General features: G+C 66.0%; 18 protein-coding genes. 10 read left to right on the forward strand and 8 right to left on the reverse strand.

Going from position 1 to position 18610, the window contains the following annotated elements:
- Positions 1 to 102: 102 nt before the first annotated feature.
- From DFS21_RS12235 to DFS21_RS12245, 3 genes are all read left to right on the forward strand, one after another.
- On the forward strand, positions 103 to 1767 hold the full coding sequence (locus tag DFS21_RS12235; protein ID WP_102682353.1) for a cyclic peptide export ABC transporter: 1665 nt from the start codon (positions 103 to 105) through the stop codon (positions 1765 to 1767).
- 227 nt (positions 1768 to 1994) lie between these two features.
- On the forward strand, positions 1995 to 4439 hold the full coding sequence (locus tag DFS21_RS12240) for a TonB-dependent receptor (RefSeq protein WP_111532383.1): 2445 nt from the start codon (positions 1995 to 1997) through the stop codon (positions 4437 to 4439).
- Positions 4440 to 4569: 130 nt separating this feature from the next.
- Positions 4570 to 5577: a GlxA family transcriptional regulator gene (locus tag DFS21_RS12245; protein WP_046855860.1), complete on the forward strand. Its 1008-nt coding sequence runs from the start codon at positions 4570 to 4572 to the stop codon at positions 5575 to 5577.
- Positions 5578 to 5686: 109 nt separating this feature from the next.
- Here the strand turns inward: DFS21_RS12245 and DFS21_RS12250 are convergent, their stop codons facing one another.
- Both DFS21_RS12250 and DFS21_RS12255 read right to left on the reverse strand, forming a co-directional pair.
- Entirely contained in the window at positions 5687 to 6202 is a 516-nt protein-coding gene (locus tag DFS21_RS12250) for a thioredoxin family protein (protein ID WP_110699735.1), read from the reverse strand.
- 19 nt (positions 6203 to 6221) lie between these two features.
- Complete coding sequence (locus tag DFS21_RS12255; RefSeq protein ID WP_110699403.1) at positions 6222 to 6497, reverse strand: DUF2790 domain-containing protein; 276 nt, start codon at positions 6495 to 6497, stop codon at positions 6222 to 6224.
- 219 nt (positions 6498 to 6716) lie between these two features.
- On the opposite strand from DFS21_RS12255, the gene DFS21_RS12260 reads away from it, so the two are divergent.
- From DFS21_RS12260 to DFS21_RS12280, 5 genes are all read left to right on the forward strand, one after another.
- Entirely contained in the window at positions 6717 to 7457 is a 741-nt protein-coding gene (locus tag DFS21_RS12260) for a response regulator (protein ID WP_046855862.1), read from the forward strand.
- Positions 7454 to 8740: a HAMP domain-containing sensor histidine kinase gene (locus DFS21_RS12265; RefSeq protein WP_046855863.1), complete on the forward strand. Its 1287-nt coding sequence runs from the start codon at positions 7454 to 7456 to the stop codon at positions 8738 to 8740. Before DFS21_RS12260 ends, DFS21_RS12265 begins: the two co-directional genes overlap by 4 nt.
- 142 nt (positions 8741 to 8882) lie before the next feature.
- Positions 8883 to 9581 carry an AzlC family ABC transporter permease gene (locus DFS21_RS12270; RefSeq protein WP_111532384.1) on the forward strand — a complete coding sequence of 233 codons (699 nt, stop codon included), beginning with the start codon at positions 8883 to 8885 and terminating at the stop codon, positions 9579 to 9581.
- Positions 9578 to 9892 carry an AzlD domain-containing protein gene (locus DFS21_RS12275; protein WP_111532385.1) on the forward strand — a complete coding sequence of 105 codons (315 nt, stop codon included), beginning with the start codon at positions 9578 to 9580 and terminating at the stop codon, positions 9890 to 9892. The genes DFS21_RS12270 and DFS21_RS12275 overlap by 4 nt, the downstream gene beginning before the upstream one ends.
- The gene (locus DFS21_RS12280; RefSeq protein WP_110699407.1) at positions 9889 to 10725 is read left to right on the forward strand and encodes an AraC family transcriptional regulator; all 837 of its coding nucleotides are present in this window, start codon (positions 9889 to 9891) and stop codon (positions 10723 to 10725) included. The genes DFS21_RS12275 and DFS21_RS12280 overlap by 4 nt, the downstream gene beginning before the upstream one ends.
- Here DFS21_RS12280 and DFS21_RS12285 read toward each other — a convergent pair.
- On the reverse strand, positions 10712 to 11491 hold the full coding sequence (locus DFS21_RS12285) for a helix-turn-helix domain-containing protein (RefSeq protein WP_110699409.1): 780 nt from the start codon (positions 11489 to 11491) through the stop codon (positions 10712 to 10714). The genes DFS21_RS12280 and DFS21_RS12285 overlap by 14 nt on opposite strands.
- 103 nt (positions 11492 to 11594) lie before the next feature.
- Here DFS21_RS12285 and DFS21_RS12290 point away from each other — a divergent pair, with 103 nt between their 5' ends.
- Positions 11595 to 12728 (forward strand): MFS transporter, encoded by a 1134-nt coding sequence (locus tag DFS21_RS12290; protein ID WP_111532386.1) that lies wholly within the window; start codon positions 11595 to 11597, stop codon positions 12726 to 12728.
- Positions 12729 to 12782: 54 nt separating this feature from the next.
- The gene (locus DFS21_RS12295; RefSeq protein ID WP_023630605.1) at positions 12783 to 13010 is read left to right on the forward strand and encodes a hypothetical protein; all 228 of its coding nucleotides are present in this window, start codon (positions 12783 to 12785) and stop codon (positions 13008 to 13010) included.
- A 65-nt stretch (positions 13011 to 13075) separates the two neighbouring features.
- On the opposite strand, the gene DFS21_RS12300 is transcribed toward DFS21_RS12295, so the two are convergent.
- The 5 genes from DFS21_RS12300 to DFS21_RS12320 all read right to left on the reverse strand — a co-directional run bounded on the left by DFS21_RS12300 (position 13076) and on the right by DFS21_RS12320 (position 18600).
- Positions 13076 to 13558: a copper chaperone PCu(A)C gene (locus tag DFS21_RS12300; protein ID WP_111532387.1), complete on the reverse strand. Its 483-nt coding sequence runs from the start codon at positions 13556 to 13558 to the stop codon at positions 13076 to 13078.
- Positions 13559 to 14167 (reverse strand): SCO family protein, encoded by a 609-nt coding sequence (locus tag DFS21_RS12305; protein WP_110699413.1) that lies wholly within the window; start codon positions 14165 to 14167, stop codon positions 13559 to 13561.
- A gap of 293 nt (positions 14168 to 14460) precedes the next feature.
- A complete protein-coding gene (gene nfuA / locus DFS21_RS12310) occupies positions 14461 to 15045 on the reverse strand; it encodes a Fe-S biogenesis protein NfuA (protein WP_023630602.1) in 585 nt (194 codons plus the stop codon).
- 57 nt (positions 15046 to 15102) lie between these two features.
- Positions 15103 to 16137 (reverse strand): acyltransferase, encoded by a 1035-nt coding sequence (locus DFS21_RS12315; RefSeq protein WP_111532388.1) that lies wholly within the window; start codon positions 16135 to 16137, stop codon positions 15103 to 15105.
- Positions 16138 to 16299: 162 nt separating this feature from the next.
- Positions 16300 to 18600, reverse strand: a complete 2301-nt coding sequence (locus DFS21_RS12320) for a fatty acid cis/trans isomerase (RefSeq protein ID WP_110699417.1) — start codon at positions 18598 to 18600, stop codon at positions 16300 to 16302.
- Between the last annotated feature and the right edge of the window lie 10 nt (positions 18601 to 18610).

Below are 18610 nucleotides of genomic sequence, written 5' to 3' on the forward strand. Positions count from 1 at the left end.
CGCCCTCGGCGCCGGGCGACTAAATCCGCGCAAAACCCTCTCGTCTACCAAGATCAGGACCTGCTCCTGCCCGGCGCCAACGAATACTCACGAGATGCCCCCATGACGCTCAAGACACCCAGCCTCGCCCAGGAAACCCTGCGCATACTCAAGCCGTTCTGGATGCTGGTCGCGCTTTCGGCGGCCCTTGGCGTGGTCAGCGGCCTGAGCGTCACCGCCCTGCTGGCCACCATCAACAGCGCGATGAATGCCGCCGGCGGGCCTGACACCCATACCGCCCTGCTGTTCGGTGGCCTGTGCGTGCTGACCCTGGCCTGCTCCACCGGCTCGAACTTGCTGACCAACTACGTGGGCCAGAAGGTGGTGGCGCGGCTGCGCCGCGAATTGTCCGCCAAGGTGCTGGTGGCGCCGATCGCGCAACTGGAGCGCTACCGTGCCCACCGCCTGATCCCGGTGCTGCTCAACGATGTCAGCACCATCAGCGCCTTCGCCCTGTCCGTGGCGCCGATGGTCATCGCCTTCACCGTCACCCTCGGCTGCCTGGCCTACCTGGCGCTGCTGTCCTGGCAGATCCTGCTGATCACCGCCCTGACCGTGGTGATCGGCACGGGCGCGCAGTTCCTCGCCCACCGCTTCGGCATGAAGAACATCCTCACCGCCCGCAACGGCGAGGACGAGCTGCAGAAGCACTACCAGGCTCTCTCCGGCGGCGCCAAGGAGCTGCGCATCCAGCGCAAGCGCCGCCAGCACATGCATGACCAGCTGATCCACGGCGCCACCGAGCGCATCTGCAAGGCCAACATCCGCGCGGCGAACATCTTCGTCAGCGCCGAGACCTTCGGTTCGATGTTGTTCTTCGCCGTCATCGGCGTGGCCATCGCCTTCCAGGCGCTGTGGCCGAGCACCGACCGCACCGTGCTTGGTGGTTTCGTGCTGGTGATGCTGTACATGAAGGGGCCGCTGGAGCAGTTGATCACCAACCTGCCGAGCATCAGCCGCGCGCAGATCGCCCTGCGCCGCATCGCCGAACTGTCGGCGCGCTTCTCATCGCCGGAGCCGCACCTGCTGGTGAGCGACCGCGCCCCAGCCGTGTCCAGCGTCGAGTCGATCGAGCTGCGCCAACTGCGCTATGACTACCCGCAGGTCGAGGGCAGCCAGCCGTTCCACCTGGGGCCGGTGAACCTGAGCATCCGCCAAGGCGACATTGTCTTCATAGTCGGCGAGAACGGCTGCGGCAAGACCACCCTGATCAAGCTGCTGCTGGGCCTGTACAGCCCGCAACAAGGCGAGGTGCGCCTCAATGGCGAAACGGTCACCCCGCAGCGCCTGGACGACTACCGCCAGCTGTTCACCACCATCTTCGCCGACTACTACCTGTTCGACGAGCCGCTGCCCGGCCAGGCCGAGCTGCCGCCCGAGGCCGGCAAGTACCTCGAGCGCCTGGATATCGCCCACAAGGTGAGCATCCGCGACGGCAGCTTCACCACCACCGACCTGTCCACCGGCCAGCGCAAGCGCCTGGCGCTGATCAATGCCTGGCTCGACCAGCGCCCGGTGCTGGTGTTCGATGAATGGGCCGCCGACCAGGACCCGGCCTTCCGCCGCGTGTTCTACACCGAGCTGTTGCCGGAACTGAAACAGCAGGGCAAGACCATCATCGTCATCTCCCACGACGACCGTTATTTCCCGGTGGCCGACCAACTGGTGCGCATGCACGGCGGCCAGATCGTCGTCGAGCGCAACCAGGAACCCGCCCTGCCCGCCTGACCCCGCCTCACGGGCGGTGGTCCTCGCCACCGCCCGCACGTTGTAAATTCCCCGCCGCTCCGCTCGTTCCCCTATAGCCGCACGCTGAATCACCCCTGCCTACAGGGAAGTCGCAGGTCAGGCCCCTGCCAACCGAAAATATTTTTCCGGTTTTGGCATGCGCATGCGTCCTACTCGCAACGGAATAATTTTCATTTACTTTGCGTACCTTGAGCCAGAGCATAAAAATGCCACTACCAGCCAACACACTGACCCCCTTGAGCAAGGCGCTGATGCTGCGCCGGATGCTGCGCTCCTCGCCGGCCATGGCCACCCTCGGCCTCGCCCTGTCCCTGCCGCTCGCAGCGCAAGTGCAAGCCCAGGAGAGGGACTTCGACATCCCGGCACAATCGCTGAGCAGCGCGCTGCAAGAGCTGGGTCGCCAGGGCAACCTGCAGGTGCTGTTCAGCCCAGAGACCGTACAGGGCCTGCGCAGCAGCCCGGTCAAGGGCCGCTTCTCGCCAACCCAGGCAGCTGGGGAGCTGCTGAAGAACAGCGGGATTCGCTACAGCGTGCAGGACAACACCCTGATCATCAGCGGCGCGGCTGAATCCGGCTCGGCCATGACCCTGGACGCCACCACCATCAATGGCCAGGTGTTGGGTGCCACCACCGAGGGCAGCAACTCCTACACCACCGGCGCGGTGACCATCGGCAAGACCGCGCAATCGCTGCGCGAGACCCCACAGTCGGTCACCGTGGTCACCCGCAAGCTGATGGACGACAAGAACCTGGTCTCGCTGGACCAGGTGATGGCCCAGACCACCGGTATCACCCGCGCCAACCGCGGCTATGGCAACCACCACTTCAGCTCCCGTGGCTTCGACCTCACCGACGAAAGCTACATGGTCGACGGCGTGCCCGGCCAGGCCTACGCCTACACCGGCTGGATGACCCCGGACATGGCGATCTTCGACCGCGTCGAAGTGCTGCGCGGCGCCTCCGGCCTGCTGGTGGGCGCGGGCAACCCGGGCGGCGCGGTGAACCTGGTGCGCAAGCGCCCGACCGCCGACCCGCGTTTTTCCGTGATCACCCGCGCCGGTTCCTGGGACAACTACCGCCTGGACCTGGATGCCAGCGGCCGCCTCAACCCCCAGGGCACCCTGCGCGGACGCATGGTCGCCTCCTATGAGGACCGTGGCTACTTCACCGATGTCACCAAGTCCAAGCGGCCGCTGCTGTACGGTATCGTCGAGGCCGACCTCAACGATGCCACCACCGTCGCTCTCGGACTGCGCCGCCAGACCTCGCGCATCGACGGCTACAGCGTGCTGGGTATCCCCAACAACCCCGACGGCAGCAACCCGCACCTGAAGCGCTCGACCTACCTCGGGCAGGACTGGACCAAGTTGCAGACCAACATGGACGAGGTGTTCGCCGACCTCACCCATCGATTCAACGACAACTGGACCGGCAAGCTGGCGCTGTCTCACTCCGAAGGCGGTTACAACCGCAGCGCCATCGAGTGGGGCGTGAATGACACGCTGGAGTACGGCGCCCCAGGTGGTCCAGTGGTCAAGGACGTCAGCTATCACAAGTTCGATGTCACCTCCAACGCCATCGACGGCCACTTGGATGGCACCTTCGAAGCGTTTGGCCTGACTCACCAGCTCACCCTGGGTGCCAACTGGTCCAAGCGCAAGATGAACGACAAGGACGCCACGGAGTTCTTGCCCACCCCTATTCCTCTCGATGTGTTTGATCCCAGCCACAGCAATATTCCTGAGCTGGCGCGCCAGGGATGGGACTCCAAGAACGACACCATCGACACCCGCTACGGCACCTACCTGAGCGCCCGCCTGCACGCCACCGAAGACCTGAGCTTCGTCCTCGGTGGTCGCCTGAGCTGGTACAAGAACGAAGCCTGGAACGGCCCGAAGGTAACCACCAGCCGGCAGGACGAGGAATTCACACCCTTCGTCGGTGCGATCTACGACCTGAACGACCAGTGGTCCTGGTACGCCAGCTACGCCGACATCTTCCTGCCGCAGTCCAACTACCGCACCGTCAGCGGCAGCGTGCTCGACCCGTCGATCGGTTCGAACTACGAGACCGGGATCAAGGGCGAGCTGTTCGACAAACGCCTGAACGTGTCCTTCGCAGTCTTCTACATCGAGCAGGAAGACGTGGCCCAACAGGACGCCGCCAACCGTGGCAAGTGCCCGACCGATCCGGCCGGCCGCTGCTGGGTCAACGGCGACGGCATCAACCGCAGCAAGGGCTTCGAAGCCGAGGCCACCGGCGAACTGCTGCCGGGCCTGCAAGTGGCGGCTGGCTACACCTACAACACCACCAGCTCGTCCGAAGGTGGCCCGATCTCGGCGCAGACCCCGAAACACATGGTGCGCGTGAACACCAACTACACCTTCCCGGGCGAGTGGAACCGCCTGAGCGTCGGTGGTGGCGTTTCGGCGCAGAACTCCTACGTCGATGCCTACAACGAGGCGTACAACAGCGGCCGGGCGATCTTCGACGCGCGTGCCGCCTACAAGCTCGACGAGCACTGGACCGTGGGCGTGGACGTCGAGAACCTGTTCGACCGCAAGTACTTCGACTCGATGGGCTACTGGACCCGCGGCACCACCTACGGTACTCCGCGTAGCTACATGTTCACCCTGCGCGGCGACTTCTAACCCCCGCGCGGCAGAGACCGGCGCCCTCTCCCAAGGGGGCGCTGTGTTTTCAGCGGCATCCAACGCCCTGTTGTCTTTCCCCCCGCCCCACCGCACACTCGACCCCGCCAGCCAGGAAGCGGAGTCCGCAGTGCCCACGCCACGCCAATTCAGCAAGAAGACCAGCACCAGCAACATGCTGCGGCTCAAGTCCGGAGACGCCGGCAACCAGCGCCCCTATCGCGTCGACTTCGTCCTGCTCGAACACTTCTCCATGGCCAGCTTCACCGTGGCGATGGACGTGCTGGTCACCGCCAACCTGCTGCGCGCCGACAGCTTCACCTCCACCCCGCTGTCACTGGGCGGTGATCGCGTGCTCAGCGACCTGGGCCTGGAACTGATCGCCAGCCCGCTCGATCCCCGCAGCCTGCAGGACCTCGACCTGTTGGTGGTGTGCGGCGGCCTGCGCACGCCATTGAAGTACCCCGACCTCGACCGCCTGCTGGGCGACTGCGCCAGCCACGGCATGACCCTCGGCGGGCTGTGGAACGGCGCCTGGTTCCTCGGCCGCGCCGGGGTGCTCGACGACTACGGCTGCAGCGTGCACCCCGAGCAGCGCGCCAGCCTGGCCGAGATCAGCCCGCAGACGCGCATCACCCCGGCCAGCTTCACCCTGGACCGCGATCGCCTGAGCGCCGCCAGCCCCAATGGCGCCATGGAGCTGATGCTCGGCCTGGTACGGCGCCTGTACGGCGATGCCCTGGCCGAAGGCGTGGAAGAGATCCTGTCGTTCTCCGGCGCGCGCTATCGCCAGGTCGGGCCCGGGGCGAAGAAATCCATGAGCCTGCACCTGCGCACCATCGTCGAACTGATGGAGAACAACCTCGAGGAAACCCTGAGCCTCGACCAGCTGGCCGCCTACTCCGGTCGCTCGCGGCGGCAGATCGACCGTTTGTTCCAGGCCCAGCTGGGTACCTCGCCCAGGCGCTACTACATGGAACTGCGCATCACCAAGAGCCGGCGGCTATTGCAGTATTCGGACCTGTCGGTGATGGAGGTGGCGGTGGCCTGCGGCTTCGTTTCGGTATCGCATTTCAGCAAGTGCTATGCGGCGTACTTCGGCTATCCGCCGTCGCGGGAGCAGCGGCTCGGCGAATGATGTTGCCTGGGCGGGCCCTATCGCGGGGCAAGCCCGCTCCCACGCAGGTTGCCAGTCGGCGGTCGTGGGAGCGGGCTTGCCCCGCGATAGGGCCGGAACGGACAAAGGATCAGCCCTGCTCATCGAGCAATGCCTGGATCACCCGCTCCTGCCCCGCATAATCGCCTTCGCCAAAGTGCACATGGCGCACCTGCCCCTTGCGGTCGACGAAGTAGTGCGCCGGCCAGAACTGGTTGCCCCAGGCGTTCCAGATCCGATAGCCGTTATCCACCGCCACCGGATAGGCGATGCCCAGTTGCTGCACCTGCGCCCGAACACTGTCGATGTCATGCTCGTAGTCGTACTCCGGCGTGTGCACCCCGACCACCACCAGCCCCTGCGCGCTGTAGCGCCGCGCCCAGTCGTTGACATGCGGCAGGCTGCGCCGGCAGTTGATGCAGTCGTAGGTCCAGAAATCCACCAGCACCACCTTGCCCTTGAGGGCCGGGCCGTCCAGCGGCGGCGAGTTGAGCCACTGCTCGGCCCCGGCCAGCGAAGGCATGGTGCCATAGCTGTCGCGGGCCAGCAGGTGGCCGGCCAGGCCCAGCCCGAGCAGGGCCAGGGCCACGCCGCCGGCCTTGAGCAGGCGGCGCTTGCCGCGCGCCTCAGTTGTCATGGCAGCCACTGGTGGCGTAGGAGCGGTACTCGACGCTTTGCGGCTTGCCCTGGGAGTCGAGGTAGTCCATGCGCGTGTTGACCACGCCACAGGTGTTGCTGCGATCATCCTTCACCGACAGCACCTTTTTCACATCCAGCTTGTCGCCGTAGCGGTACTGCATCACGCTGGCCTCGTTGAGCGAAGTGCTGCTGGCCTGGGCGGTGATGGCGCCGAGGCCGAGGGCGGCGAACAGGGCGGCGCTGGCGAGGGTCTTGATAGTCATGGTGGTTCTCCTGATGCGAGGTCTTGGCATTGGGGAGGCGTCGCTCCCCGGTAAGGCCATTTCACTCCCGCCAGGTATCCCGCTTGTGTCCGCCCAGGCTGTGACGTGCTTCCTCCTGTATCCACGGCAGCGCCAGATACACTGCAATACAAAGCGTGGCAGGCAAGCCCGGATTCGCTCGGTACACTGCGCCCAACCCTCACCTACAAGGACACCCCGATGGAGCATGTCGATCACATTCTGGTCGTCGACGACGACCGCGAAATCCGCGAACTGGTCGGCAACTACCTGAAGAAGAACGGCCTGCGCACCAGCATCGTCGCCGATGGCCGGCAGATGCGCGCCTTCCTGGAAAACAACACGGTCGACCTGATCGTCCTCGACATCATGATGCCCGGCGACGACGGTCTGCTGCTGTGCCGCGAACTGCGCGCCGGCAAGCACCGCAACACGCCGGTGCTGATGCTGACCGCGCGCAACGACGAGACCGACCGCATCATCGGCCTGGAAATGGGCGCCGACGATTACCTGACCAAGCCGTTCTCCGCCCGCGAGCTGCTGGCGCGGATCAACGCCGTGCTGCGCCGCACACGCATGCTGCCGCCCAACCTGACCATCAGCGAAAGCGGTCGCCTGATCGCCTTCGGTCCCTGGCGCCTGGACACCACCGCCCGCCACCTGCTCGACAGCGAAGGCACCCTGGTGGCGCTGTCCGGCGCCGAGTACCGCCTGCTGCGGGTATTCCTCGACCACCCGCAGCGGGTGCTCAGCCGTGAACAGCTGCTCAACCTGACCCAGGGCCGCGAGGCGGACATCTTCGACCGCTCCATCGACCTGCTGGTCAGCCGCCTGCGCCAACGCCTGGGCGACGACGCCCGCGAGCCCACCTGCATCAAGACCGTGCGCAGCGAAGGCTATGTGTTTTCGCTGCCGGTGCAGCTGCTGGAGTCACCGGCATGAAGTGGCCACGCACCCTGGCCTCGCGCCTGGCGCTGATCTTCTTTACAGGATTGGTGCTGGCCTATGGCCTGTCCTTCAGCCTGCAGGCGTACGAGCGCTATGTCAGTAGCCGCTCGATGATGCTCAGCAACCTGGAGCTGGACGTGTCGACCTCGGTCGCCATCCTCGACCGCCTGCCCGCCGCCGAGCGCCCGGCCTGGCTGTCGCGCCTGGAACGGCGCACCTACCGCTACCGACTGGACGAGGGGCTGTCCGGCGAAGCCATGCCGAGCGAGAACCCGCCGATGGCCGCCGACTCGATCGTCAAGGCCATCGGCGACCGCTACCGCCTGACCTTCCAGGAAATCCCCGGCCCCAATGCGCACTTCCAGGCCCACCTACGCCTGGCCGACGGCGCGCCGCTGACCATCGACGTCACCCCGGCCCCGGTGCCGGTGGCCACCTGGCTGCCGGTGGTGCTGCTGATCCAGCTGGCGGTGCTGCTGGCCTGCACCTGGCTCGCCGTGCGCCTGGCCATCGGCCCGCTGACCCGGCTGGTCCAGGCCGTGGACGACCTTGACCCGAACAGCCCCGGTCCGTTGCTCGACGAAAGCGGCCCGCGCGAGGTGCGCTACGCCGCCGTGGCCTTCAATGCGCTGCAGGCGCGCATCGCCGCCTACCTCAAGGAGCGCATGCAATTGCTGGCCGCCATCTCCCACGACCTGCAGACGCCGATCACGCGCATGAAGCTGCGGGTCGAACAGATGGACGACGGGCTGGAAAAGGACAAGCTGTGGCACGACCTCGACGCCATGGAGCACCTGGTGCGCGAGGGCGTGGCCTATGCCCGCAGCATGGACAGCGGCACCGAGGCGCCGTGCCGGGTCAACCTCGACGCCTTTCTCGACAGCCTGGTGTTCGACTACCAGGACAGCGGCGCGCAGGTGAATCGCAGCGGCAGCGCCCAGGCTACCCTGGAAACCCGTCCCCACGCCTTGCGCCGGGTGCTGGTGAACCTGGTGGACAATGCTCTGAAGTTTTCCGGCGCCGCGCAGCTGGAAGTCGGCTGCGAGAACGGCGTGACGCTGATCCGCGTGCTCGACGATGGCCCCGGGATCCCCGAGGCGGAGCTCGACGACGTGCTCAAGCCGTTCTACCGGGTCGAAAGCTCGCGCAACCGCAGCACCGGCGGCACCGGGCTGGGGCTGGCGATCGCCCAGCAGCTGACCCAGGCCATGGGCGGCAGCCTGACCTTGCGCAACCGCGCCGAAGGCGGACTGTGCGCGCAGGTCGAATTGCGTTGAAGTAAAGGGCAAGCCCGCTGCTCAAGCCTGTGGGCTTGCCCTTTGACGCGGCCAGCAAAGGTGACAACAAAGCAAGATCGTTCAAGCCACCCTCTGACCTGTCTGGCATGCTTGTCTGCCCTGTCGATTCGTTGCCGCTTCCATGCCCAGCCCACCCCTCGCCCGCCAAGCGTTCCTCCACGGCGCCATCGCCATCCTGCCGCTGTCCGTGGCCGTTGCCCCCTGGGGCCTGCTCGCAGGCAGCATGGCCATCGAAGCCAACCTCAGCGCCTGGCAAGGCCAGGGCCTGTCGGCCATCGTCTTCGCCGGTGCCGCGCAACTGGTGGCCATCGGCCTGCTCAAAGGGGGCGCCAACCTGTTCTCGATCCTGCTCACCACCCTGCTGCTGACCTCCCAGCACCTGCTCTACGGGCTGTCGATGCGCCCGGTGCTGTCGGGGCTGCCGACTCGCTGGCGGCTGGGCCTGGGCTTCCTGCTCACCGATGAGTTCTTCGCCCTGACCAGCCACCACGACCAGCAGCAGTTCAACCGCTGGTACGCCCTGGGCGTGGGCCTGACGTTCTATGTGGCGTGGAACCTGTTCACCCTGGCCGGCATTGTCCTCGGCCAGAACATCCCGCACCTGGATCAGTTGGGCCTGGACTTCTCCATCGTCGCCACTTTCGTCGCACTGATTGCGCCGCTGGTGCGCAACCTGCCGACCGTGGTGTGCGTGGCGGTGTCGCTGTTCTGCTCGGTGCTGTTCAGTTACTGGCACTGGGAGACCGCCCTGGTCGCCGCCGGCCTGCTGGGCATGACCGCCGGTTTCGTCTGCCAGAAGTTCTCCGGAGGCCGCCCATGATCTGGCTGCTGATCTTCGCCATGGGCACAGTGGTGTTCCTCAACCGCTACGCCTTCCTCGAACCGCGCCTACCCCTGCGCCTGAGCTCCAACGCGCGGCAGTTCCTCGGTTTTGCGGTGCCCGGCATGCTCACCGCGATCTGCGGGCCGATCATCTTCCTGCCCGGGCACCAGCTCGACCTGAGCCCGCTGAACCCCTACCTGCTCGGTTCGCTGGTGGCCATCGCCCTGGTGCTGTTGACCCGCAGCGTATTGCTGAGCATGCTGGCGAGCATGCTGATCTTCTTCCTCCTGCGCAGCTGGCTGGCATGACCACGCCCCTGCGCGAACAGGCCCACCTGTGGCAGGCGCCCGCCCTGGGCGATGTCGAGATGCTGCACGCCCGCTACATCCAGCAGCGTTTCGCCCCGCACGTGCACGAAGGCTATGTGTTCACCGTGATCGAGTCCGGCGCCCAGCGCTTCTGGCACCGTGGCAGCGAGCACCTGGCGCCGGTGGGCAGCATGGTGCTGATCAACCCCGACGAGCTGCATACCGGCGCCACCGCCCACGAGGCTGGCTGGCGCTACCGCGGGTTCTACCCCGAGCATGAACGGGTCACCGGCGTGCTCGACGAACTGGAACTGGGCCGCCATGGCCTGCCCCGGTTCAAGGACAGCGTGATCCAGGACCCGGCCCTGGCCGCCACGTTCAGCCACCTGCACCGGCTTTCGGAATCCTGCGCCAGCGTCCTGGAGCAACAGACCGCCTGGCGCCAGGCCGTGCTGGCACTGGTGCAACGTCATGGCCATTGCGCCGAACCCGTCGCCCCCGGCAACGAACCGCTGGCCGTGGCCCGCGCCCGCGAGCTGCTGGAGAGCCAGCTGGCCGATCCGCCGTCGCTGGAGGCCTTGGCGGCTGCGGTAAACCTTTCGCCGTTCCACTTCGCCCGGGTATTCCGCCAGGCCACCGGCCTGCCGCCGCATGCCTGGCTCAAGCAGCGCCGCCTGGCACGCGCCCGGGAACTGCTCAAACGCGGCCAAGCCGTCCTCGAAGTCGCCTTTACCCTGGGTTTTGCCGACCAGAGCCATCTGAGCCGGCAGTTCAAGCAGGCCTATGGCGTGCCGCCGGGCGCCTATCGCCAGGCCTGCCTCAACCCGGCGTAGCGGCACGACTCCAGGCGCCCGGCGTCAGCCCGGTCATGCCGCGGAAGAACGCGATGAAGGCGCTGTCGCTGGCGAAGCCCAGTTCATCGGCGATCTCCCCCAGCGGCACGTTCAGCGCCAGGCGCTCGACCGCCCGCAGCAACCGCCACTGCTGGCGCCATTGCTGGTAACTCATCCCGGTGTCGCGACGCAGCAGGCGGCCGATGGTCTTTTCACTGGCCCCGGCTTGCCGTGCCAGTTCGCCCAGCGCCGGCGGCAAGCGATCGAGGCCGTCCACCAGGCGCGCCAGGCGTCGGTCGCGCGGCAGCGGCAGCAGCATTGGCTGGCGCTGCGCGCTCTGCAGTTCGGCACGACACAAGCCCAGCAAATGATGATTGGCCCCATGCCGCCAGTCGCTGTCGAAGGGTGCCTGGGCAATCCGCTCGAGCAACTCGCGCAATAATGGGTTGACGTCGAGGATCGTCACCTGCTCCGGCAGCCCCGCCGCCGCCGTCGCATCCAGGTACACCGAGCGGTAATCCACCGTCTCGCGCATCCGCGCGCGGTGTGCCAGGCCGCCCGGTATCCACGCCGCGCGGCTCGGCGGCAACAGGCACAGCAGCCCCGGCGAATCGATGCGCACGCAACCCTGGCGGGTGAACAGCACCTGGCCTCGGACATGCCAGTGGTTGCCGGAATCATGGTCGCCCAGGGCCGAGCAGATGCCGATCACCGGTGCGCAGTGGGCGTCCGGGTCAAAAGCGCTATCGGGTGCGAGCCATGCCATTGCAGCTTGTCCTGTTTCATTGATTTTATGGCCTGATCACGATAATGGATCACAGCTTGCCAACCCTACCATGGGCCTCCGATCAACTGCAGAGGACAAGCCCATGCAAAATCGTTGGTGGCTGGCTTTCACCACTGCCATGCTCATGTTCCCGCAAATAGCCGAAACCCTTTACAGCCCGGCACTCGTATCGCTGGCCGAAGGCTTCGCGGTTTCCGCTGCGGATGCCTCGTTGACCCTGTCGTTGTACTTCGTCGCCTTCGCGGTCGGTGTGCTGTTCTGGGGTCGGTTGTGCGATATCAAGGGCCGGCGGCCGACCATGCTCGCGGGCCTTGCGCTGTACGCCCTGGCGGCGCTGGCGGCACTGCTGGCCAGCGATTTCAGCCAATTGCTGGGAGCGCGGATGGTCGCCGCTTTCGCCGCCGCGGTCGGTTCGGTGGTGACCCAGACCGCATTGCGCGACCGCTACCACGGCGCGGAACTGGCCCGGGTGTTCTCCCTGATCGGCGCGTGCCTGGCCATCAGCCCCGCACTGGGCATGCTCGGTGGCGGCTGGCTGGACCAGGCGTTCGGCTATCGCGGCGTGCTGGCCGCACAGCTGATCCTGGCATCGGCATTGCTGGCCTGGGGCTGGCAGGCGATGCCCGAGACCCAGGCCGCCGCGCCCGCACTGACACCGTTGCGCCAGGTGCTGATGCGCCTGCTGGCGGCCCCCCGGGTGCTGCTGGCCAGTGCGCTGGTGGCCTTGTTCAATATCGCCGTGTTCGCCTGGTACAGCCTGGCGCCGTTCGTCTTCGAACGCCTGGGGCAGGCACAGTGGATGGGCTATTCGGGCGTGGCCCTGGCCCTCGGCTCGCTGGCTGGCGCCAGGCTCAATGCCCTGCTGCTGGGGCGCGCAGTCGCGGCCGCCACCCTGATGAAGGGTGCCGCGCTGCTGCTCGTGCTCGGCGCGCTGGGCATGACGGCGATCGGTGAATCACCGTGGATCGTCGCGCCAATGGCCCTGGTAATGGTCGCGTTCGCCATGGCCATCCCCTTGCTGCTCGGCTCGGCACTGGTGGCCTACGCCGATTGCCGGGGTACCGCGGCAGCCGTGTTCGGCCTGTTGTATTACCTGCAGATCGGCGCGGGGCTGATACTGGTCGGCATGCTGCAGATGCTGGCGCCTGGGTTGCTGCTGATCACGCTGGCCATCTGCGCGCTGAGCCTGGGCTATTTGCGCTATCTGCGCGGCTGACACCGTCGGCTGCAGCCGCTGCTACACTCACAAGGCTGAACGGAGGAACCCGCCATGTCCGAACGAGAAATCACCACGCTCCTGTCGCTGATGAGCCAGCGCCAGGCCTGCCTGAGCAGTGCCTGCAAGGAGATCGCCGACTGGATCGACCGCCAGGGCGACGTGCCCGCCGCCGGCAAGATCCGCGCCAGCCTCAAGGCACTCGAGGCCGAAGACGCCCAGGTGCGCAAGACGCTGACCTCGCTGAACATCGAACGGCCGCTGCCACGTTTTCGTAGCTGACCGCTGACAACCATCGCGGGGAGCAGGCTCGTCGGAGCGCCGCATCGCCCGCGATGGGTGCTGCATCAGTGGTTCATGTGCATATGGTCGTGGCCAGCGCCGGCCTCGGCGTTGAGCGCATGCACCGGAGCCTGTACCTGCAGGGTTTCCTTCGCGCCCTTGGCATCCTCGATGGTCAGGGTCAGCGGCACCTGCTCACCCTCCTTCACCTGCTGGTTCAGGCCCATCAACATCACGTGGAAGCCGTTCGGGTCCAGCTTCACCGCCTTGCCGGCCGGCAACTCGACCGCCTTCACTTCACGCATGCCCATCACGTCGCCGTTCATGGTCATCTCGTGCACCTGCACGGTCTTGGCCACGGGCGAGGCGACGCTGACCAGCTTGCTGTCGCTGCTGGCGGTCAGGGTCATGAAGGCCCCGGTGGCATGCTGGTGCGGCACGCTGGCGCGTACCCAGGCGTCGCTTACGGTGGTCTGGGCCAGGGCCGGCAGGGCCAGGCTCATCAGTGCCAGGGCGGCCAGGCCGCGCTTGATCGGTTGCATCGACATTCAGCAGATCTCCATCAGGGTGACCAGGTCTTCAGCGCATTCCTTGGCGTTCAGGGAATGGCCCAGGCTCAGGCGCAGGGTGCCACGGGTATCGTAGACGTAGCTGGTGGACGAGTGAGAGATGGTGTAGGTATCGCCGGCCGGGACCTTCTCGTAGAACACCTTGAATTCACGGGCCACCGCGTCGATTTCCTCGGGGGTGCCGGTCAGGGCGACGATCGACGGGTCGAAGGCCTTGACGTAGGCATCGAGCACCTCGGGGGTGTCGCGCTCCGGGTCCAGGGTGATGAACACCGGCTGGAACAGGTCGCGGTCGCGGCCACGCAGGATCTTGCGGATCTGCGCCACACGCGCCATGGCGGTCGGGCAGACGGCCGGGCACTGGGTGAAGCCGAAGAAGATCATCGGCATCGAGCCGTAGAAGCTCGACAAGGTGCGCTCGTTGCCTTGCGGGTCCTTGAGCTTGAACTTGCGCCCGAGGATCTCGTTGCTCATGTTCTTGCCGTACTTGAAGTCCAGGCCCCTGGCCGGGCTGCAGCCCGCCAGCAGGCCAAGCCCCAGTACGCCCATCCCGGCGACAACCGCGCGCCGGGTCAACAGATCATTCATGGAACCATCCTTTACAGGGAAGGTGCCGACCCCTGGGATGGGCCGGCCAGAAAACCGGGGCATTCTGTCACGCCACCCCCGCACCATCCACCCGACATCCGGCTGATCGGGCTGCAGCCCTTTGTTTACGGGGCGCGACCGGTTGTCGCAGGGGTTGAATCCGTAACACTTTGTTGCTAAGGATCAATGCACAAAGCCTGAAAAACATCGCGGGGCAAGCCCGCCCCACGCCTGGATGCAGCTGCTGCCAGGCGTGGGGCGGGCTTGCCCCGCGATGGCGTCACCACTGGCGATCAGTAGTACGCGTTTTCCTTCTGGCTGTGGTCAGTCACGTCACGCACGCCCTTGAGCTCGGGAATACGCTCGAGCAGGGTGCGCTCGATGCCTTCCTTCAGCGTCACGTCGGCCTGGCCGCAGCCCTGGCAACCACCGCCGAACTGCAGCACGGCGATGCCGTCGTCGACCACGTCCACCAGGCTCACGGCGCCGCCGTGGCTGGCCAGGCCCGGGTTGATCTCGGTCTGCAGGTAGTAGTTGATGCGCTCGTTGATCGGGCTGTCCTCGTTGACCATCGGCACCTTGGCGTTCGGCGCCTTGATGGTCAGCTGGCCGCCCATGCGGTCGGTGGCGTAGTCGACCAGCGCGTCCTCGAGAAACGGCACGCTGACCGCATCGAGGTAGGCGGTGAAGCTCTTCAGGCCCACCGGCTGGTCGTCGGGCTTCTCCTCGCCCGGCTTGCAGTAGGCAATGCAGGTCTCGGCGTAGGTAGTGCCCGGCTGGGTAATGAAAATACGGATGCCGATGCCAGGCGTGTTCTGCTTGGAGAGCAGATCGGCCAGGTAATCATGGGCGGCGTCGGTAATGGTTATAGCGCTCATGGAAGTTCCTCACAGACTTGCCGGCAGTGTACGCCAACCCGGCCGGGTAACAAAGTCCTAGCATTTGACTCGGGATAGCGCCAACGCCGGTTCCCGCGCCGCACCGGCGGCCAACCAGCCCTTGAGCCGCCAATACAGGCCACGTTCCAGCCATTGGTAGCTGAGCCACGACATTAGTCCGATTGACGGCACGCACAAGGCGAACACTAGGTAAGGGTTCAGGCGCAACCACTCGCTGATGAACAGGCCGCCGTACAGCACCAGCACATGCACCAGGTACACCGAATAGGAACAGTCGCCGAGCGCCTTGAGCACCTGGTTACCCTTGAAGTACGGCTCCAGGGCAATGAACGCCAGCACCACCAGCGCGCTCGGCAGGCCCCAGTGCAACAGGCGCTGCGAAGCGTCGAGGTGATAGAGCGCGAACCCTGCCAGGCCGAGCAGCCCCAGCGGCAACCACAGGCCTTCGCGGATCAGCCCGCGGCGGTACAGCACGCCCAGGCCGATGCCCAGCAGGAACTCGTAGACGATGTCGTTGTTGTAGAAACGGCTGAGCACACCCAGGCGCCCCAGCACTTCGCTTACCAGCAGCAATGCCGCCGTCACCAACAACAGGTGATGACGCTGGCGCACCAGGAAGGCCAGGCCGAACAGCAGGTAGAAAAACATCTCGAAGTTCAGCGTCCAGCCGACATTGAGCGTCGGATACAACCCGTAGCCACCGGGGTTTTCCGCCGGAATGAATAGCAGCGACAGCAGCAGGTGCTGCCACTCGAACACCTGGTGCGGCATCCAGCAGCTGGCCGCCAGCATCAGCACGGCCATGAGCAGGGTGTAGAACCAATAGGCGGGCACGATGCGCAAGGCACGGTTGAGCAGGAACTGCCCGGGGGCGATGGCCTTGTCGCGGGTCGACAGGTAGATCACCAGGCCACTGATGACGAAGAAGATGTCCACCCCCACCGCGCCGCGATCAGCGAGCAGTTGGCCGATGGGGCCGGTGGCGTGGAAGTCGAAGAAGATCTGCCGGAAGTGGTGGCAGACCACCAGCCAGGCGGCGAATGCCCGGAGAGCCTGAAGCGAATACAGCATGAAATACCCTGTGATCGGCGGTGCATTGAGGCCCGGTAAGCCGGCTCCACAGGGTTCGCGCACTTCTGTGGGAGCCGGCTTGCTGGCGATGGGCTGCAGAGCAGCCCAGGGCCTACCTACCGATTCCGACCGCAGGATGCCGGGAAAGTCCCGGCCAACCGATCAGAGGTTCTCGTAGCGGTTCATGTCCAGCACCCCGGCCTCCACCGGCTGGGTCTGCTTGATGTAGCTGTTCAGGTCATGGAAGTAGTGCCAGAACTCAGGATGGCTGCGGCGCACGCCCCAGCGCATGACGATGCGTTCGAACTTGTCGGTGTCGTCACGCGCCGCCTCCATATCTTCGACGAACTCCGGCACATCGGCCGTCGGGATATTGAAGATGAAGTTGGGGTAGCTGCTGAGCACGCCCGGATACAAGGTCAGGGTGTCCAGGCCCGGCTGGTAGCGGTAGGCCTCGCCAAGCAGGAACGCCACGTTGCTGTGCGCGCGGTTGCGCAGCAGGCTGTAGACCTGGCGCTGGCCGCCCTGCCCTTCGATGCGCAGCATGCTCGCCTCGGGCAGTTGGCCGATCACCTTGAGCCCCGCCGCCGGGCGCGACACCAGGCGGCTCAGCGACTGCTCGGCGTCACGGAACTCCGCGGACAGGCCGGGCCGCGAGCAATAGGCGCCCTGGCAGCGGTTGATCGGGTCCGGCGCGGCGTTCAGGCTGCCGGTGCGTTGCAGCAGCTTGAGGCCGAAGTCGCGCTTGGGATCGTGCTTGTCCAGTTTCAGCGCGCTCGGAGTGCTGGTGTCGATGTCCTCGTAGTCCATCCACATCTTCACCTTGCCGCTATTCTGGTACCAGTCGCCGAGGATCTCGCCGCGCTTGCCCGCAGGCATCAGGCGCAGGAAGTTGACCTCGGCGCCGTTGCGGATCAGGTCGAAGTACAGCCGCGTCTGCAACTGGTGCGAGACGTTGCCGAACACGTCGAAGTTCACCGCCAACTGATAGTAGGTGCGCTCGAACAGCGGGTAGTCGAACAACCACATGGTCAGCGGCACGTCACCGATCAGGCCCTTGGTCACCGAGGCGCTGTCGAAGTGGCGGAAGATGCTCAGCAACGCGTTGTCGTTGCCCGCCCACAGCGTCGACCAGCTTGGCGCCGGCTGTTCGGCATAGGCTTCACGGCGCAGGGCTTCGTACTCGTTGCGCTTGTCGCGGTAGGCGTGCCACAGGCTCAGCACGCTGCCCACGTCGTCGATCTGCCCTGGCATGGCCAGCAGCGGCGTAGCTTCGCCACGGTACTGGGCGTCGGTGATGTACAGGTCGTGGGCCGGCTCCTGGAACAGCGCCCAGAAGTTGTCGCGGATCACGTCGGTGGCGATTTGCCCGCGGCACACCGGGCCACGGATGAAGGTACGGACGAAGTACTCGGCGTTGTCCAGCATGAACTGGTAGCGGGCCACCGCCGGGATCGCCTCGAAGGTCTCGAACGGGTTGGACCGGTGCCGCGGCCCATAGCCCGGCAGTGCGCTGGCGTGCCAGTCGCCGCTGTAGAACAGCTGCTTGACCCGCTTGAGCTTCTGCGGCCCCATCGGGTAGGTGATGTGGGTCTTGTGCACGATCACGCCCTGCACCGGGATCAACCGATAGTAGAAATCGGTGCCCGGCGGGTCGTTGGGGCGGCGGGTGGCGATCAGGTCCACCGGCTGGCCACTCGGCGTGCGCGAGCGCACCCACTGGAAGAAATGGCCCTGCTCACCGCCGACGAAATGGATGTGCGCGAGGAACAGGTGCTCGTACAGCCAACGGCCGACCAGCGCCTCGGTCGAACCGGGGCGATTGAGCAGTTCTTCCCAGTCGGCGATCTGCTTCGCCTCTGCGGCGCTGGGCTGGATAGGGGTCTTTTCCACCGGCGCGCCAGCGCTCAGCCAGCGCTGCAGGGTCTGGTACTCCTGGTCGGTCAGCCCGGTGACCGCCAGCGGCATGCCCTCCTTGGGATGGGCGCCGGCATAGGCGTCGAATTCATGCGGCAACGGGCACATGTTGTTGCGGTTGAGCCCCAGCACGATCTCTTCGGGCAGCTTGGCGTTGGGCGTGAGCGGAGTCTTGTGGCCCAGTTCGAGCATGCGCGCCATCAGCGCCGCCTGGCTGCCCTGCTTGTCCAGCACCGAGTAGAAGCCCTGCTTGCGCCAGCCCGCTTCGTCGCGGGCATCGTAGAACAGCCGCGTGGTGGGTACCGCCTGGCTGCGCTCGCCCTGGTAGACCGGCACCTTCGAGGCGCCGCGCTCGGCGCCCTCGGCGCTGCCCAGGTTGAGCTGGCAGGCAGCATCGTTACAGGCGTGGCAGGCCACGCACTTCTCGGTGAAGATCGGTTGGATATCCCGGGTGTATGAAATCGTAGGGCTCGATTGGGGGGCCTGCCCGAACGCCGCGCCACTGATGAGCAAGGCGAAGGCGCTGGCAAGTATGCGATGCAGCATGTGCCGAATG

Origin of the sequence: Pseudomonas sp. 2848, from assembly GCF_003253945.1 — a bacterium.
Taxonomy (GTDB): domain Bacteria; phylum Pseudomonadota; class Gammaproteobacteria; order Pseudomonadales; family Pseudomonadaceae; genus Aquipseudomonas.

Excerpts from the sequence above, each read along its gene's own strand:
- DFS21_RS12300 (WP_111532387.1), bottom strand. The coding sequence starts at position 13,558 with ATGTCGATGCAACCGATCAAGCGCGGCCTGGCCGCCCTGGCACTGATG.
- DFS21_RS12235 (WP_102682353.1), top strand. The coding sequence starts at position 103 with ATGACGCTCAAGACACCCAGCCTCGCCCAGGAAACCCTGCGCATACTC.
- DFS21_RS12315 (WP_111532388.1), bottom strand. The coding sequence starts at position 16,137 with ATGCTGTATTCGCTTCAGGCTCTCCGGGCATTCGCCGCCTGGCTGGTG.
- DFS21_RS12305 (WP_110699413.1), bottom strand. The coding sequence starts at position 14,167 with ATGAATGATCTGTTGACCCGGCGCGCGGTTGTCGCCGGGATGGGCGTA.
- nfuA (WP_023630602.1), bottom strand. The coding sequence starts at position 15,045 with ATGAGCGCTATAACCATTACCGACGCCGCCCATGATTACCTGGCCGAT.
- DFS21_RS12255 (WP_110699403.1), bottom strand. The coding sequence starts at position 6,497 with ATGACTATCAAGACCCTCGCCAGCGCCGCCCTGTTCGCCGCCCTCGGC.
- DFS21_RS12260 (WP_046855862.1), top strand. The coding sequence starts at position 6,717 with ATGGAGCATGTCGATCACATTCTGGTCGTCGACGACGACCGCGAAATC.
- DFS21_RS12290 (WP_111532386.1), top strand. The coding sequence starts at position 11,595 with ATGCAAAATCGTTGGTGGCTGGCTTTCACCACTGCCATGCTCATGTTC.
- DFS21_RS12280 (WP_110699407.1), top strand. The coding sequence starts at position 9,889 with ATGACCACGCCCCTGCGCGAACAGGCCCACCTGTGGCAGGCGCCCGCC.
- DFS21_RS12265 (WP_046855863.1), top strand. The coding sequence starts at position 7,454 with ATGAAGTGGCCACGCACCCTGGCCTCGCGCCTGGCGCTGATCTTCTTT.
- DFS21_RS12270 (WP_111532384.1), top strand. The coding sequence starts at position 8,883 with ATGCCCAGCCCACCCCTCGCCCGCCAAGCGTTCCTCCACGGCGCCATC.
- DFS21_RS12275 (WP_111532385.1), top strand. The coding sequence starts at position 9,578 with ATGATCTGGCTGCTGATCTTCGCCATGGGCACAGTGGTGTTCCTCAAC.
- DFS21_RS12285 (WP_110699409.1), bottom strand. The coding sequence starts at position 11,491 with ATGGCATGGCTCGCACCCGATAGCGCTTTTGACCCGGACGCCCACTGC.
- DFS21_RS12295 (WP_023630605.1), top strand. The coding sequence starts at position 12,783 with ATGTCCGAACGAGAAATCACCACGCTCCTGTCGCTGATGAGCCAGCGC.
- DFS21_RS12320 (WP_110699417.1), bottom strand. The coding sequence starts at position 18,600 with ATGCTGCATCGCATACTTGCCAGCGCCTTCGCCTTGCTCATCAGTGGC.
- DFS21_RS12240 (WP_111532383.1), top strand. The coding sequence starts at position 1,995 with ATGCCACTACCAGCCAACACACTGACCCCCTTGAGCAAGGCGCTGATG.